12 protein-coding genes are annotated in these 14,384 nt (G+C 72.4%); 3 read left to right on the top strand and 9 right to left on the bottom strand.

Annotated elements, in window-relative coordinates; translation table 11 throughout:
- Position 1: 1 nt before the first annotated feature.
- Positions 2 to 1,369 carry an NAD(P)/FAD-dependent oxidoreductase gene (locus AB0F56_RS25095; protein WP_362013476.1) on the bottom strand — a complete coding sequence of 456 codons (1,368 nt, stop codon included), beginning with the start codon at positions 1,367 to 1,369 and terminating at the stop codon, positions 2 to 4.
- A 177-nt stretch (positions 1,370 to 1,546) separates the two neighbouring features.
- Positions 1,547 to 2,443, bottom strand: coding sequence for a TIGR01777 family oxidoreductase (locus AB0F56_RS25090; protein ID WP_362013474.1), 897 nt, complete (start codon positions 2,441 to 2,443; stop codon positions 1,547 to 1,549).
- A 46-nt stretch (positions 2,444 to 2,489) separates the two neighbouring features.
- On the opposite strand from AB0F56_RS25090, the gene AB0F56_RS25085 reads away from it, so the two are divergent.
- Positions 2,490 to 2,993 carry a GNAT family N-acetyltransferase gene (locus tag AB0F56_RS25085; protein WP_362013472.1) on the top strand — a complete coding sequence of 168 codons (504 nt, stop codon included), beginning with the start codon at positions 2,490 to 2,492 and terminating at the stop codon, positions 2,991 to 2,993.
- Positions 2,994 to 2,996: 3 nt separating this feature from the next.
- On the opposite strand, the gene AB0F56_RS25080 is transcribed toward AB0F56_RS25085, so the two are convergent.
- Positions 2,997 to 3,665 carry a TetR family transcriptional regulator gene (locus AB0F56_RS25080; RefSeq protein WP_362013470.1) on the bottom strand — a complete coding sequence of 223 codons (669 nt, stop codon included), beginning with the start codon at positions 3,663 to 3,665 and terminating at the stop codon, positions 2,997 to 2,999.
- A 112-nt stretch (positions 3,666 to 3,777) separates the two neighbouring features.
- Here AB0F56_RS25080 and AB0F56_RS25075 point away from each other — a divergent pair, with 112 nt between their 5' ends.
- Positions 3,778 to 4,563 carry an SDR family oxidoreductase gene (locus tag AB0F56_RS25075; RefSeq protein WP_362013469.1) on the top strand — a complete coding sequence of 262 codons (786 nt, stop codon included), beginning with the start codon at positions 3,778 to 3,780 and terminating at the stop codon, positions 4,561 to 4,563.
- 97 nt (positions 4,564 to 4,660) lie between these two features.
- Here the strand turns inward: AB0F56_RS25075 and AB0F56_RS25070 are convergent, their stop codons facing one another.
- A complete protein-coding gene (locus AB0F56_RS25070; RefSeq protein ID WP_362013612.1) occupies positions 4,661 to 5,188 on the bottom strand; it encodes a DUF4240 domain-containing protein in 528 nt (175 codons plus the stop codon).
- 100 nt (positions 5,189 to 5,288) lie between these two features.
- Between AB0F56_RS25070 and AB0F56_RS25065 the strand changes: the two genes are divergently transcribed.
- On the top strand, positions 5,289 to 6,209 hold the full coding sequence (locus AB0F56_RS25065) for an SDR family oxidoreductase (RefSeq protein WP_362013467.1): 921 nt from the start codon (positions 5,289 to 5,291) through the stop codon (positions 6,207 to 6,209).
- Positions 6,210 to 6,216: 7 nt separating this feature from the next.
- Here the strand turns inward: AB0F56_RS25065 and AB0F56_RS25060 are convergent, their stop codons facing one another.
- From AB0F56_RS25060 to lpdA, 5 genes are all read right to left on the bottom strand, one after another.
- A complete protein-coding gene (locus tag AB0F56_RS25060; protein WP_362013465.1) occupies positions 6,217 to 7,179 on the bottom strand; it encodes a WYL domain-containing protein in 963 nt (320 codons plus the stop codon).
- 52 nt (positions 7,180 to 7,231) lie between these two features.
- Positions 7,232 to 9,946 (bottom strand): pyruvate dehydrogenase (acetyl-transferring), homodimeric type, encoded by a 2,715-nt coding sequence (gene aceE / locus AB0F56_RS25055; protein ID WP_362013463.1) that lies wholly within the window; start codon positions 9,944 to 9,946, stop codon positions 7,232 to 7,234.
- A gap of 416 nt (positions 9,947 to 10,362) precedes the next feature.
- Complete coding sequence (locus tag AB0F56_RS25050) at positions 10,363 to 10,986, bottom strand: GntR family transcriptional regulator (protein ID WP_362013462.1); 624 nt, start codon at positions 10,984 to 10,986, stop codon at positions 10,363 to 10,365.
- 131 nt (positions 10,987 to 11,117) lie between these two features.
- On the bottom strand, positions 11,118 to 12,872 hold the full coding sequence (sucB, locus tag AB0F56_RS25045) for a 2-oxoglutarate dehydrogenase, E2 component, dihydrolipoamide succinyltransferase (protein ID WP_362013460.1): 1,755 nt from the start codon (positions 12,870 to 12,872) through the stop codon (positions 11,118 to 11,120).
- Between the two features lie 62 nt (positions 12,873 to 12,934).
- Complete coding sequence (gene lpdA / locus AB0F56_RS25040) at positions 12,935 to 14,323, bottom strand: dihydrolipoyl dehydrogenase (RefSeq protein ID WP_362013458.1); 1,389 nt, start codon at positions 14,321 to 14,323, stop codon at positions 12,935 to 12,937.
- Positions 14,324 to 14,384: the final 61 nt, after the last annotated feature.

Below are 14,384 nucleotides of genomic sequence, written 5' to 3'. Positions count from 1 at the left end.
CCTAGGCCGCGACCTCCGCCGGAGCGCCCTGCGGGACCGGGATGCCCAGGTCCGTCAGGAGCGCGTGGGCCGCGCGGTGGGCGGAGGTGAGGGCGCCCTGCGGGGTGGACGTGTCGCGGTGGTCGCCGCAGACGTAGAGACCGGCGAGGAGCCGGACCGGTCGGCGCGGGTCGTGCGGCGGGGGCATCGCCGGGATCGCGTCGGGCGTGTGGTGGAGCGCGAGCAGCTCCCACTCGTCCGTCGACGTCCCGTACAGCGTCGCGAGGTGCTTGCGCACCCGGCGCTCCATGTCGTCGGGCGGGGCGCCCAGGACCGTCGAGGTGACCAGGGCCCGGCCGTCGGGCGCGCGCGAGGGGTCGACGGCGCTCATGACCGCCGAGTGCGCGACCGGGCCGCCCGGGTCGGACTCCAGGAGCAGGACCGGATCGCGCGTGGGCGGCTCGGGGGCCGTGTGGTGCAGGACCGTCACCGCGTGGAAGGCCGGCAGCCGCAGCCCCGGCAGCAGCTCGGCCGCCGTCCGCGCGCCCGTCGCGAGGATCACCGAGCGGCAGCCGAACACCCCGTGCTCCGCCGTCCCGACCCGGTCGATCCCCACCTCCGTGACCCGCACCCCGGTCCGTACCGTGCCCTCCGGGAGCGCCGCCGCGAGCAGTTCGGGCAGCATCCCCGAGCCGCCCTCCGGCACGGACAACCGGCCCCGTGCGAACGCGCGCAGGGCCAGGTCGGCGTAGCGGCTGGACGTGCCCAGGTCGGGGTCGCCGAGCAGGGCCGCGACCAGCGGCCGCAGCACGCTCTGGACCGTACGGGCGGGCAGCCGGGCCGTCAGGGCCTCGCGTGCGGTCCGCTCCTGACGCGTCAGCAGGCGCTGCACGGGGGTCGTCGCGAGCCGTGCCAGGGACGCGCCGAGGCGCGCCTGGTCCAGCGAGGCCGCCGGATTCCGGGGGGCGCTCGCGAGGGCGCGCGCCACCGTGTACGCGCCCCCCACGCGCCAGGCGGCGTGCGGAGACCCCCACCCCCGGCTGTGCGGAGCACGGCGGCGCGGGTGCGGGAACGGTTCGCCGATCCGCACGTACCGGCCGTCGCTGTGCACCATGGCCCCCGGCGCGAACGGCCGCAGCGTCACCCCGGCGAGCCCCCGGGTGCGGAGCAGTTCCGCGTACGACGTCGTCAGGAGCGGCCCCACCCGGTCGAGCCGGAAGCCGTCGACGTCGTCGGTGACCATCCGGCCGCCGACCCGGGGGTCGGCCTCCAGGACCGTGACGCCGAGTCCGGCGCTGGTCAGCCGGTGCGCGGCCGCGAGTCCCGCGATCCCGGCCCCGACTATGACGACGTCCGTGACGACATCCGTGTGGCGTGCGGTACTGAGCACGTGCCCCTCCCCAGGTCGGCGCGGCTTGGTGGGAGGCCTATGCCCCCAACAGGCCCCCGGAATGCCCTCGTTCGCATTCAGGGCATGCCAGCCTCGGACAGTCGCGCCCACCCGCGCCAGCGGCGCGCGCGGGGGTGCACGGAGCACGGGGTCGCACCGCCGGAGTCTGCGTCCCGGTCAGGCCGCCGCGCGGATCGACTCGTCGATCGTCGGGAACGCGAACGAGAAGCCCGACTCCAACAGGCGACTCGGCAGCACCCGCTGACTGCCGATCACGTCGGTCGCGAACTCCCCGAGCGCCAGGCGCAGCGCGGGCGCGGGGACGGCGAAGAGCGTCGGGCGGCGCAGGACCCGGCCCATCGCCGCCGTCACCTCCCGGTTGGTGACCGGCTCCGGGGCCGTCAGGTTCACCGGGCCGGACAGCGACTCGGTGTCGATCATGTGCCGCAGGGCGGCGACCTCGTCGTGCAGCGAGATGAAGCTCCAGTACTGCCGGCCGTCGCCGAGCCGCCCGCCGATCCCGGCGCGGAACACCGGGAAGAGCCGCCCCCACGCGCCGCCCTCGGCCGCCACCACGAGGCCCGTGCGGGCGTAGGCGACCCGGATGCCGGCCTCCTCGGCGGGGGCCGCCGCCGCCTCCCACTCCACGCACACCGAGGGCAGGAAGCCCTCGCCGGCGGGCGCGCTCTCGTCCACGGCGCGCGAGCCCGTGTCGCCGTAGTAGCCCAGCGCCGTGCCGCACACCAGGACCTTCGGCGGCTCGGCGAGGGAGGCGAGGGCCTGCGCGATCGCCCGCGTACCGAGCACCCGGCTGTCGCGGATCTCCTTCTTGTACGCCTCGCTCCAGCGCCGCTCCCCGACGCCCGCGCCCGCCAGATGCACGACCGCGTCGACGCCGACGAGCCCGGCCGCGTCCACGTACAGCCGCGCGGGGTCCCACTCGACCTCGTCGGCGGTCCGGGCGGGACGGCGGACGAGACGGGAGACCTGGTGGCCGTCGGCGCGCAGGGAGCGCACCAGGGCCGAGCCGATGAGTCCGGAGGCGCCGGTGACGGCGATGCGGGAGCGTTCCATGCGCCCATCCTGCCCTTCCGGGCCCGCGCGTGGCACAGTGGCCGCCATGATCACGCCGGAGACGCGCATACGCCGGGCCGTTCCCGCCGACGAGGGCGCCCTCGGGGAACTCGACCGGTCCACCTGGTCGCCGCTGCACGCCGTGCAGCCCGCCCCCGAACCCCCGTACCGCCCGTTCTTCGACGAGCGGCACCAGCCCGAGGACTACCTGGTGGCGGAGGACGGCACCAAGGTGGTTGTCGGGTATCTGCGGCTCGTCCCGGCCACCCCGCTCGCCTGCAACCAGCACGTCCGCCAGATCCAGGGGCTCGCCGTGGCCGACAGCGCGCGCGGCCGGGGCGTGGGCCGTGCGCTGCTGCGCGCCGCGTTCGCGGAGGCCCGGCGCCAGGGGGCCCGGCGGATCACCCTGCGCGTCCTCGGCCACAACGCCCCGGCCCGCGCGCTTTACGAAGCCGAGGGCTTCGCCGTCGAGGGCGTCCTGCCCGGCGAGTTCTTCCTGGACGGCGCGTACGTGGACGACGTCCTGATGGGCCGCTCGCTCACGCCGTAGCGGCTAGGCGCCGGCGGGTGCCAACGGGCCCATCCCGCCCATCAGTTCGCGCAGGCAGCGCACCGCCAGTTCGGCCGGGGCGCCCTTGCCCCTGACCGGGGCGTCCGTCTCGGCCCAGGCCTCCAGGGCCACCCGGATCGCGTCCGTGGCGGCCGCTGCCGCGAGCCGGACCTCCAGCGGGTCCGCGTCGGGGCCCGCGAGCTCGGCCACCACGGCGAGCAGCTTCTCCTCCGACTCCTGGTTGACCCGGTACCAGACCGCCCGCAGCGCCGGGTCCTCGGCCGCCGCCCGCAGCAGCCCGCGCGTCCAGCGCAGCCCCTCGGCGGCCTCCTCGTCGGCCCCCGCGAGCGCCTCGGCGATCGACCGTTCGAGGGCGGCCGGCACGGTCGACCCGGGCTCCGCCGCCGCGAGCGACTCCCGCCAGCGGTCCGCGCCGCCCGCGAGGAGCGGGGCGACGGCGTCCTGCTTGGAGCGGAAGTAGCGGTAGAAGGTGCGCAGCGCGACCCCGGCGCGCAGCGCGATGTCCTCGGCCGTCGTGCCGTCCGGTCCGCGCTCGGTGAAGAGCTCGGCGGCGGCGCGCGCGATGTCGAGCTGGGTGGCCGCCTTGCGGCGCTCGGTCAGGGTGCTCACCGTACGAGAGTACGCCCCACCCCTGCCGACCTTGCATTTCATGCAACTGTGGCAAAACGTGCCACCTAGGCGTACGGTGTGCTCTGCATCAAGACATCAGAGCGTCGAGACATCAGGGCATCGAGAAGCTCGTCATCGAGAGGTCGGACAGGACATGAACCGCTACGAAGGACGCCGCGCACTGGTCACCGGTGGCGGCTCCGGCATCGGCCAGGCCACCGTGCTGCGCATGCTCGCCGAGGGCGGCCGCGTCGTCGCCGCCGACATCAGCGAGGACGGCCTCAAGGACACCGTCGGCAAGGCCGGCGCCGCCGCCGACCGGCTCACCACGGTCGTCGTGAACGTCGCCGACGAGAGCTCCGTGCGCGCGGGCGTCGCCGCCGCCGTCACCGCCCTCGGCGGCCTGGACGTGCTGGTCAACGCGGCCGGAATCCTGCGCTCCGCGCACACCCACGAGACCACCCTGGACTCCTTCGAGCAGGTCGTCCGGATCAACCTGACCGGCACCTTCCTGATGATCCGCGAGGCGATCCCGGCCCTCCTCGAGGGCGACGGCTCCGCCGTCGTGAACTTCTCCTCCACCTCGGCGCAGTTCGCCCACCCGTACATGGCCGCCTACGCGGCCAGCAAGGGCGGCATCCAGTCCATGACCCACGCGCTCGCCGCCGAGTACGCCAAGCAGGGCATCCGCTTCACCGCCGTCCAGCCCGGCTCCATCTCCTCCGGCATGACCGACGGCACCGGAGCCAGCCGGCAGAGCGTCGGCCCCGGCCTCCCCGAGGACGCCGACCTCTCCCTCTTCATGAAGCTCGCCCCCGCCCTCGGCCAGGGCTTCGCCGGTCCGGAGACCGTCGCCGGCGTCGTCGCGATGCTCGCGAGCGAGGACGGCAGGTTCATCACCGGCACCGAGGTCCGCATCGACGGCGGCACGCACTTCTGAGGCGCCAAGGACCGGTACGGACCCGGTGGGGGTCCCCCCAGGGCGAAGCCCTAGGGGGAGGGACGGCCCCCGGGCCCGTACCTCTTACGCCGGATCCTCAGCCCGCCAGGGCGCCGAACCGTTCCCACAGCCGCGGGTAGCGCGCCGAGAGCGCCGCGTCGTCCGCCAGGTCGAAGGCCACGCCCTCCGGCTCCGCCGGCTGCGGCGGGATCCCGAGGTCGGGCGCCTCGATTCCGGTGAGCTGCTCGTACGCCTCGTCGGCGGCGAAGCCCAGCTCCTCGCCGTCCCCGTCGATCTCCTCGTCGAAGTCGTCGAGCAGCTCGGCGAGGGCGTCCGGATCGTGCACCGCGCCCTCGAAGACCTCCCGGCCCTGGCCGATCAGCCAGCAGCGGAAGTAGTCGAAGGCGTCGTCGCCCGCGCCGTCGAGCAGCACCGCCGCCGCGCCCCACAGATCCCAGCGGTACGCGCGGTTGTAGCGGGCCTCGAAATGGCGGGCGAAGTCGAGCACGGAGTCGGGGTCGAGCTGCAGCAGCCGCTCGACGAGCAGGTCGGCGTGTTCCTCGGGATCGCCCTCGGCGGCCTCTCGGGTCGAGTCGATGATCTCCCAGAACTCCGTTTCGTCCATCACGGCATCCAGCATCGACCGTGGGGGAGGGCGGCGCACCCGGAAACAGCCAAAATCAAATCGGACAGGAGATGTCGTACTTTCCTGTCACGCTCCTTCCATGGAGACCGAAACGAAGCCGCTGAGCGGCAGGATCGCACTGGTCGCGGGCGCCACACGGGGCGCGGGACGGGCCATCGCCGTACAGCTGGGCGCCGCCGGCGCCACCGTGTACGTGACCGGGCGGACCACCCGGGAGAGGGTCAGCGAGGTCGGCCGTGCGACGGAGACGATCGAGGAGACGGCCGAGCTGGTGACGGCGGCCGGCGGCGAGGGCGTCGCGGTGCCGACCGACCACCTGGAGATCGACCAGGTCGAGGCGCTGATCGCGCGCATCGACGCGGAGCGGGGCCGGCTCGACGTCCTCGTCAACGACGTGTGGGGCGGGGAGCACCTGCTCAAGTTCGGCCTGAAGATCTGGGAGACGGATCTGACCGACGGACTGCGGATGATGGAGCTCGGCGTGCGGACGCACGCGATCACCTCCCGCCTCGCGCTTCCGCTGCTGATCCGCCACCCGGGCGGACTCGTCGTCGAGATGACCGACGGCACCGCCGAATGGAACACGCGGTTCCGGGAAAACTTCTTCTACGACCTCACCAAGAACGCCCCGATCCGGATGGCCTTCGCGCTCGCCCACGACCTGAAGGACGTCGGCGCCACCGCGGTCTGCCTCACGCCCGGCTGGCTGCGCTCCGAGCAGATGCTGGCGGCCTTCGGCGTGAGGGAGGAGAACTGGCGGGACGCCATCGAGAAGATCCCCGGCTTCGAGATCGCCGAGTCCCCGACCTACGTCGGCCGCGCCGTCGCCGCCCTCGCCGCCGACCCCGACCGGGACCGCTGGACCGGCCAGTCGCTCTCCAGCGGCCAGCTGGCCAAGGTGTACGGCTTCACGGACGCGGACGGCTCCCAGCCGGACGCCTGGGGCTACATGCTCGCCGGCGAGTCGGGCGGAAAGCCGGACGTGGCCGACTACCGGTGACGGCCGACTATCGGTAAAGCGCCGACAGGCCCTCCGCCGCCGCCACGAAGCGGGCCCGGAGCGACTCCGGGCCAAGGACCTCCACCTCCGCGCCGAGCGCGAGCAGCTGGCTGAAGGCGACCTCCTCGTTCTCCACGAGGAGGGTCGCCGTCGTCCGGCCCGCCCGGTCCTTCGTACCGCCCGCCAGGGCCTCCTCGGCGGCCGCGCGGTCCGTCACGTACGGCAGGCGGCGCGCGCCCGCCTCCGAAAGCCGCAGCACGACCTCGGCGCGCAGGATCGAGCGGGCGAACTCCGCCGCGCGCTCCGCCCAGAACGCGGACAGGTCGAACTCCTCGTCCCGTACGAACCGTTCCTCCGTGAGCGCGACCGCCGTGAAGCGGTCCACCCGGTACGTACGAAGGGCCGTACCCGCACGCGCGCACAGGTACCAGACGCCCGCCTTCAGCACGAGGCCGTACGGAGCGAGGTCACGGTCCACCTCGCCGTCCCCGCGGCGGTAGCGGGCGGAGAGCATCCGGTCGTCCCAGACCGCCTCCGCGATCGGCGGCAGCAGGTCCGGCGTATCCGGCTCCTGGTACCAGCCGGGAGCGTCGAGCAGGAAGCGCTGAGCCGCCGACTCCGGGGCGTCGCGCAACGAGGGCACCAGCGCCGCCGACACCTTCAGCCGGGCCGCCGAGGCCGCGTCCTCAAGGCCCATGTCCCGCAGCGCGCCCGGCAGTCCGGACAGGAACAACGCCTCGGCCTCACCGCGCGCGAGACCCGTGAGCCGTGTGCGGTACCCGCCGATCAGCCGGTACCCACCCGCCCTGCCCCGGTCCGCATACACCGGAACCCCCGCCTCCGAGAGGGCGAGGGCATCGCGCGTGATGGTCCTTTCGGACACCTCCAGCTCCTCCGCCAGCTCGGCCGCCGTCATCGAGGGCCGGGACTGGAGGAGCAGCACCATCTTGATAAGCCGGGCGGCACGCATGAATCCATCATGCGTGCCGCCACTGACAAGCCGGGGGCAGACCCCGAGGCCCTTACAGGCCGTAGCGCTCGCGCGCCTCCTTCACGGCCGAGGCCGGGACCTCGCCGCGCCGGGCGAGCTGGGCCAGGGCCGCGACGACGATCGACTGCGCGTCGACACCGAAGTGGCGGCGGGCCGCGTCACGGGTGTCGGACAGGCCGAAGCCGTCCGCACCGAGCGAGGACCAGTCCTGCTCGACCCACTGCGCGATCTGGTCCGGGACCTGGCGCATGTAGTCGGAGACGGCCAGGACCGGGGAGTCCACGCCCTCCAGCGCCTTGCGGATGTACGGCACCTGCTCCTCGCCGCGCAGCAGCGCCGCGTCGGCCTCGAGCGCGTCGCGCCGCAGCTCCGTCCAGGAGGTCGCGGACCACACGTCGGCGCCCACGCCCCACTCGGCGGCGAGCAGCTTCTGCGCCTCCAGGGCCCAGTGGATGGCCGTACCGGAGGAGAGCAGCTGGATCCGGGCGGCGTTCGCCGGGAGGTCCAGGCCGGCCGACTCCGCCGTGTTGAAGCGGTACAGGCCCTTGACGATGCCCTCGTCGACGCCGGCCGGCTTGGCCGGCTGCGGCATCGGCTCGTTGTAGACCGTGAGGTAGTAGAAGACGTTCTGGTCCTCGCCCTCGGCGGCCTCGCCGTACATCCGGCGCAGACCCTCCTTGACGATCGCCGCGACCTCGTAGGCGAACGCGGGGTCGTACGTCAGGGCGGCCGGGTTCGTCGCCGCGATGACGGGGGAGTGCCCGTCGGCGTGCTGGAGACCCTCACCGGTCAGCGTCGTACGACCGGCGGTGGCGCCGACGAGGAAGCCGCGGCCGAGCTGGTCGCCGAGCTGCCACATCTGGTCGGCGGTGCGCTGCCAGCCGAACATCGAGTAGAAGATGTAGAACGGGATCATCGCCTCACCGTGCGTGGAGTACGCGGTGGACGCGGCGATGAAGTCGGCCATCGAACCGGCCTCGGTGATCCCCTCGTTGAGGATCTGGCCGTTGACGGCCTCCTTGTAGTACATCAGCTGGTCGCGGTCGACCGGCTCGTACGTCTGGCCCTTCGGCGAGTAGATGCCGAGCGACGGGAACAGCGACTCCATACCGAAGGTGCGGGCCTCGTCAGGGACGATCGGGACCCAGCGCTTGCCGGTCTCCTTGTCGCGGACCAGGTCCTTCACCAGCCGGACGAAGGCCATCGTCGTCGCGACCGACTGCGAGCCGGAGCCCTTGTCGAAGGCGGCGAAGGTCTTCTCGGCCGGGGCCGGCAGCGGGGCGAGCGGCTGCACGCGGCGGGCCGGGGCCGGGCCGCCGAGCGCCGCGCGGCGCTCCTGGAGGTAGCGGACCTCGGCGGAGTCGGCGCCGGGGTGGCCGTAGGGGACCACGCCGTCGACGAACTGCGCGTCGGAGATCGGCAGATCGAGCAGGTCACGCATGGCCTTGAACTCGTCCGTGCTGAGCTTCTTCATCTGGTGGTTCGCGTTCTTCGACGCGAAGCCCTCACCGAGGGTGAAGCCCTTGACGGTCTGCGCCAGGATGACGGTCGGCGCGCCCTTGAACTCCACGGCGGCCTTGTACGCGGCGTACACCTTGCGGGGCTCGTGGCCACCGCGGGAGAGGTGGAAGCACTCCAGGATCTTGTCGTCGCTCAGCAGCTGCCCCATCGCGACGAGCGCGGGGTCGGAGCCGAAGAAGTCCTGGCGGATGTAGGCGGCGTCGCGGGTCTGGTACGTCTGGACCTGCGCGTCCGGGACCTCGCGGAGGCGGCGGACGAGGGCGCCGTTGGTGTCGAGCGCGAAGAGCTCGTCCCAGGCGTTGCCCCACAGCGACTTCACGACGTTCCAGCCGGCGCCGCGGAACTGGGCCTCCAGCTCCTGCACGATCTTGAAGTTGGCGCGGACCGGGCCGTCGAGGCGCTGCAGGTTGCAGTTGATGACGAAGGTCAGGTTGTCCAGACCCTCGCGGGCGGCGAGTGCGAGGGCCGCCGTCGACTCGGGCTCGTCCATCTCGCCGTCGCCGAGGAACGCCCACACGTGCGAGGACGAGACGTCCTTGATGCCGCGGTTGGTGAGGTACCTGTTGAAACGCGCCTGGTAGATGGCGGAGAGCGGGCCCAGACCCATGGAGACGGTCGGGAACTCCCACAGCCAGGGCAGGCGGCGCGGGTGCGGGTAGGAGGGCAGACCGTCGCCGCCGGACTCCTGCCGGAAGTTGTCGAGGTGCGCCTCGGTGAGGCGGCCGTCGAGGAAGGCGCGGGCGTAGATGCCGGGGGAGGCGTGGCCCTGGATGTAGAGCTGGTCGCCGGAGCCGGCGGCGTCGCCGGACTCCTTGCCCTTGAAGAAGTGGTTGAAGCCGGTCTCGTAGAGCCAGGCCGCGGAGGCGAAGGTGGCGATGTGGCCGCCGACGCCGTGCTTGGCGCCGCGGGTCACCATGGCGGCCGCGTTCCAGCGGTTCCAGGCGGTGATCCTGCGTTCCATCTCCTCGTCGCCGCCCGCATCGCTGATGGAAGGCTCGGCTGCGGTGGGGATGGTGTTGACGTAGTCCGTCTCCAGCAGCTTGGGCAGGGCGAGACCCGCGCCCTCGGCGTGCTGGAGCGTGCGGCGCATCAGGTAGGCGGCCCGGTGAGGGCCGGCGGCCTTGGTGACGGCGTCCAGGGAGGCCGCCCACTCGGCGGTCTCCTCGGTGTCACGGTCCGGGAGCTGGTCGAGCTCGCTCGGAATCTTGCCTACGGGATCGGTCATGATCGCCGCCTTCCGGACAGATGGGGGTGGAGAAGGGGTGCCTTGTCTGGCAGGACAGGGCGAAGGGCCGGGTAGCGGCCCGCCGAAGACTGTAAGCCGCCGATCGATGATCGATCAAAGTGTTGAAGGGAAAAACTTCCCTGGAACCCAAAAGTCGGCACAGGGTGCCGCGAAATCGGGCACCCGGTGCCTTGTTTTCGCAGGTGGGGGAGCGGATGAGGGGTGCGTCGCACGAATGAGCGGTCTGTGGGTGGGGCGGCTTCGAAGGCTCTCTGCACGCGGCCCCGGGCGGCGCGGAGCTGCCGCCTGGGGGTCGGGGGCGGAGCCCCCGGAAGCAGCACTCCCCACCCCCGCCCCCGGCAGGGTTTCGGGAAGGGGTGGGGTGGGGGAGGTCCGGGGCTGCGCCCCGCGGAGCGTTACGCCCGCGGGGCGCAGCCCAGGACGTGGGCCTTCACCAGGGCGCCGATGTTCGGGTCGGCCCGGCGGAAGGCCTCCACCAGGTCCTGGTGCTCCTCCGCGTACGACTTCTGGACCGTGCCCAGCCAGCGGATCGAAAGCGCCGTGAAGACCTCGATGCCCAGGCCCTCCCACGTGTGCAGCAGCACGCTGTTCCCGGCCGCCTTCACCAGCTCGCGGTGGAAGCCCACCGTGTGCCGCACCTGCGCCGTCCCGTCGGCCGCCCGGTCCGCCTCGTACAGGGCCGCCACGTGCGGCTCCAGGGCCGAGCAGTCGGCCGCCAGCCGGTTCGCCGCCAGCTCCGCCGCGATCTGCTCCAGGCCCGCCCTGACCGGGTAGCTCTCCTCCAGGTCGGCCGCCGTCAGATTCCGTACCCGTACACCCTTGTTGGGGGAGGACTCGATCAGCCGCAGTGACTCCAGCTCACGCAGCGCCTCGCGGACCGGGGTCTGGCTGACCTCCAGCTCGGTGGCGATCCGGCGCTCCACGATCCGCTCACCCGGCTTCCAGCGCCCGCTGACGATGCCCTCCACGATGTGCTCGCGGATCTGTTCGCGCAGCGAGTGGACGACGGGGACGCTCATGAAGCCCCTCCTTAAGGGACGCGTTGACACTCAAGACAATACGGCGGCGCCCCCGTCCGGAAACACTTCCGGGCGGGGGCGCCGCAGGTGAGGCTTGTTACGTTGCCAAGCACGAGGCCAGGCACGTGCCCTTAGAGACCGAGGTCGACCTCGAACTCGCCGGCCTCCAGGATCGCCTTGACGGCCGTCAGGTAACGGGCCGCGTCGGCGCCGTCCACCAGACGGTGGTCGTAGGAGAGCGTCAGGTACGTCATGTCGCGGACGCCGATGACGGTGCCCTCGGCGGTCTCGATGACGGCCGGACGCTTGACCGTGGCACCGATGCCCAGGATGGCGACCTGGTTCGGCGGCACGATGATCGTGTCGAACAGCGCACCGCGCGAACCGGTGTTGCTGATGGTGAAGGTCGCACCGGCCAGCTCGTCCGGGGTGATCTTGTTGCCGCGGACCTTGCCGGCCAGCTCGGCCGTGGCCTTGGAGATACCGGCGATGTTCAGGTCGCCCGCACCCTTGATGACCGGCGTCATCAGACCCTTCTCGGAGTCCACGGCGATGCCGATGTTCTCCGAGTCGAAGTACGTGATGGTGCCTTCGTCCTCGTTGATCCGGGCGTTGATGACCGGGTGGGCCTTCAGCGCCTGGGCCGCCGCCTTCACGAAGAACGGCATCGGGGACAGCTTGACGCCCTCACGGGCGGCGAACGCGTCCTTGGCACGGGCGCGCAGCTTCATCAGCTTGGTGATGTCGACCTCGACGACCGAGGACAGCTGGGCCTGGCCGTGCAGCGCCTTCATCATGTTGTCGCCGATGACCTTGCGCATGCGGGTCATCTTGACGGTCTGACCGCGCAGCGGGGAGACCTCGAGGGCCGGGGCGGCCTTCGGCGCGGCGGCGGCCGGAGCGGCGGCGACGGGGGCCGGGGCGGCCTTCTTGGCCTCGGCGGCCGCGAGGACGTCCTGCTTACGGATACGGCCGCCGACGCCGGTGCCCTTGACGGACGCCAGGTCGATGCCGTTCTCGGAGGCCAGCTTGCGGACCAGCGGCGTCACGTAGGCGCCGTCGTCCACCGGCTGAGCGGCGGGGGCCGGAGCGACCGGAGCCGGGGCGGCCACCGGGGCGGCGGGCGCGACCGGGGCCGGAGCGGCGACCGGGGCGGCCGGAGCGACCGGGGCGGGAGCCGGGGCCGGGGCGGCCGGAGCGACCGGGGCCGGGGCGGCGGCGGCCGGAGCCGGGGCGGCCGGAGCCGGGGCGGCGGCCGGGGCGGCACCCGCGGCGCCGATGACGGCCAGCTTGGCGCCGACCTCGGCGGTCTCGTCCTCGGCGACGACGATCTCCAGGAGGACACCCGAAGCCGGGGCCGGGATCTCGGTGTCGACCTTGTCCGTGGAGACCTCGAGCAGCGGCTCGTCGGCCTCGACGGTCTCGCCGACCGACTTCAGCCAGCGGGTCACGGTGCCCTCGGTGACGGACTCGCCGAGCGCCGGCAGGACGACGTCCGTACCGGTGGCGCCACCGGCGGGGGCGGCGGCCGGAGCGGCGGCGGGGGCCTCGGCCACGGGGGCCTCGGCCACGGGGGCCGGGGCGGCCGGGGCGGCGGGGGCCTCGGCAGCGGCGGCGGCCGGGGCCGGCGCGGCGGCCGGAGCGCCGGAGCCGTCGTCGATGATGGCGAGCTCGGCGCCGACCTCGACGGTCTCGTCCTCGGCCACCTTGATGGAGGCCAGGATGCCCGACGCGGGCGCCGGGATCTCGGTGTCGACCTTGTCGGTCGAGACCTCGAGCAGCGGCTCGTCGGCCTCGACACGCTCACCCTCGGCCTTGAGCCAGCGGGTGACGGTGCCCTCGGTGACGCTCTCGCCGAGCGCCGGCAGGGTTACGGAAACCGACATGGTTTCAGTTGCTCCTAACGAATTGCGGGAAGTGGTCGTCGCGCCCGTTGATGACGTGAGCGTCAGTCGTGGGAGTGCAGAGGCTTGCCGGCCAGCGCCAGGTGCGCCTCGCCGAGAGCCTCGTTCTGCGTCGGGTGGGCGTGGATCAGCTGCGCGACCTCGGCCGGCAGCGCCTCCCAGTTGTAGATCAGCTGCGCTTCGCCGACCTGCTCGCCCATGCGGTCACCGACCATGTGGACGCCGACCACGGCACCGTCCTTGACCTGGACGAGCTTGATCTCGCCCGCGGTCTTCAGGATCTTGCTCTTGCCGTTGCCCGCGAGGTTGTACTTGAGGGCGACGACCTTGTCCGCGCCGTAGATCTCCTTGGCCTTGGCCTCGGTGATGCCGACGGAGGCGACCTCGGGGTGGCAGTACGTCACCCGGGGCACGCCGTCGTAGTCGATCGGAACGGTCTTCAGACCGGCAAGCCGCTCCGCGACGAGGATGCCCTCGGCGAAGCCGACGTGCGCGAGCTGGAGCGTCGGGACGAGGTCGCCGACCGCCGAGATCGTCGGCACGTTCGTACGCATGTACTCGTCGACCAGGACGTAGCCGCGGTCCATCGCGACGCCCGGCTCCTCGTAGCCGAGACCGGCCGAGACCGGGCCGCGGCCGATGGCGACGAGCAGGACCTCGGCCTCGAAGGTCTTGCCGTCGGCCAGGGTGACCTTGACACCGTTCTCGGTGTACTCGGCGGACTGGAAGAACGTGCCGAGGTTGAACTTGATGCCGCGCTTGCGGAACGCGCGCTCAAGAAGCTTGGAGCTGTTCTCGTCCTCGACCGGGACCAGGTGCTTCAGGCCCTCGATGACCGTCACGTCGGTGCCGAAGGACTTCCACGCCGAGGCGAACTCGACGCCGATGACACCGCCGCCGAGGATGATCGCCGACTCCGGGACACGGTCCAGGGTCAGGGCGTGGTCGGAGGAGATGATCCGGTTGCCGTCGATCTCCAGGCCGGGGAGCGACTTCGGTACGGAACCGGTGGCGAGGAGGACGTGACGACCCTCGACGCGACGGCCGTCCACGTCGACGGAGGTCGGGGAGGAGAGCCGGCCGTGGCCCTCGATGTACGTCACCTTGCGGGAGGCGACGAGACCCTGCAGACCCTTGTACAGGCCCGAGATCACGTCGTCCTTGTACTTGTGCACGGCCTTGATGTCGATGCCCTCGAAGGTGGCCTTGACACCGAACTGCTCCGCCTCGCGCGCCTGGTCGGCGACCTCGCCGGCGTGGAGCAGGGCCTTCGTGGGGATGCAGCCGTTGTGCAGGCAGGTGCCGCCGAGCTTGTTCTTCTCGATCAGTGCGACGTCCAGGCCCAGCTGCGCTCCGCGCAGCGCCGCGGCGTAACCGCCGCTACCGCCGCCGAGGATCACTAGGTCGAAAACGGTGCTGGCGTCGTTCGCCACGTCACGTCCTCCATGCATGTGCGCTCGTCGCCGGTCTCCTGTGACCGGGCGGCGGCTGGTG

It is taken from the genome of Streptomyces sp. NPDC026092, assembly GCF_040638605.1.
Taxonomy (GTDB): Bacteria; Actinomycetota; Actinomycetes; order Streptomycetales; family Streptomycetaceae; genus Streptomyces.
Note: the sequence above shows the minus strand (reverse complement) of the source record. Positions and strands in the feature narration are given on the sequence as shown.

What these genes read in the sequence shown, in the direction of transcription:
- AB0F56_RS25070 (WP_362013612.1), bottom strand. Translation starts at nt 5,188, where the DNA reads ATGGACGAAACGGAGTTCTGGGAGATCATCGACTCGACCCGAGAGGCC.
- AB0F56_RS25050 (WP_362013462.1), bottom strand. Translation starts at nt 10,986, where the DNA reads ATGAGCGTCCCCGTCGTCCACTCGCTGCGCGAACAGATCCGCGAGCAC.
- aceE (WP_362013463.1), bottom strand. Translation starts at nt 9,946, where the DNA reads ATGACCGATCCCGTAGGCAAGATTCCGAGCGAGCTCGACCAGCTCCCG.
- AB0F56_RS25075 (WP_362013469.1), top strand. Translation starts at nt 3,778, where the DNA reads ATGAACCGCTACGAAGGACGCCGCGCACTGGTCACCGGTGGCGGCTCC.
- sucB (WP_362013460.1), bottom strand. Translation starts at nt 12,872, where the DNA reads ATGTCGGTTTCCGTAACCCTGCCGGCGCTCGGCGAGAGCGTCACCGAG.
- AB0F56_RS25080 (WP_362013470.1), bottom strand. Translation starts at nt 3,665, where the DNA reads ATGAAATGCAAGGTCGGCAGGGGTGGGGCGTACTCTCGTACGGTGAGC.
- AB0F56_RS25090 (WP_362013474.1), bottom strand. Translation starts at nt 2,443, where the DNA reads ATGGAACGCTCCCGCATCGCCGTCACCGGCGCCTCCGGACTCATCGGC.
- AB0F56_RS25065 (WP_362013467.1), top strand. Translation starts at nt 5,289, where the DNA reads ATGGAGACCGAAACGAAGCCGCTGAGCGGCAGGATCGCACTGGTCGCG.
- AB0F56_RS25060 (WP_362013465.1), bottom strand. Translation starts at nt 7,179, where the DNA reads ATGCGTGCCGCCCGGCTTATCAAGATGGTGCTGCTCCTCCAGTCCCGG.
- AB0F56_RS25085 (WP_362013472.1), top strand. Translation starts at nt 2,490, where the DNA reads ATGATCACGCCGGAGACGCGCATACGCCGGGCCGTTCCCGCCGACGAG.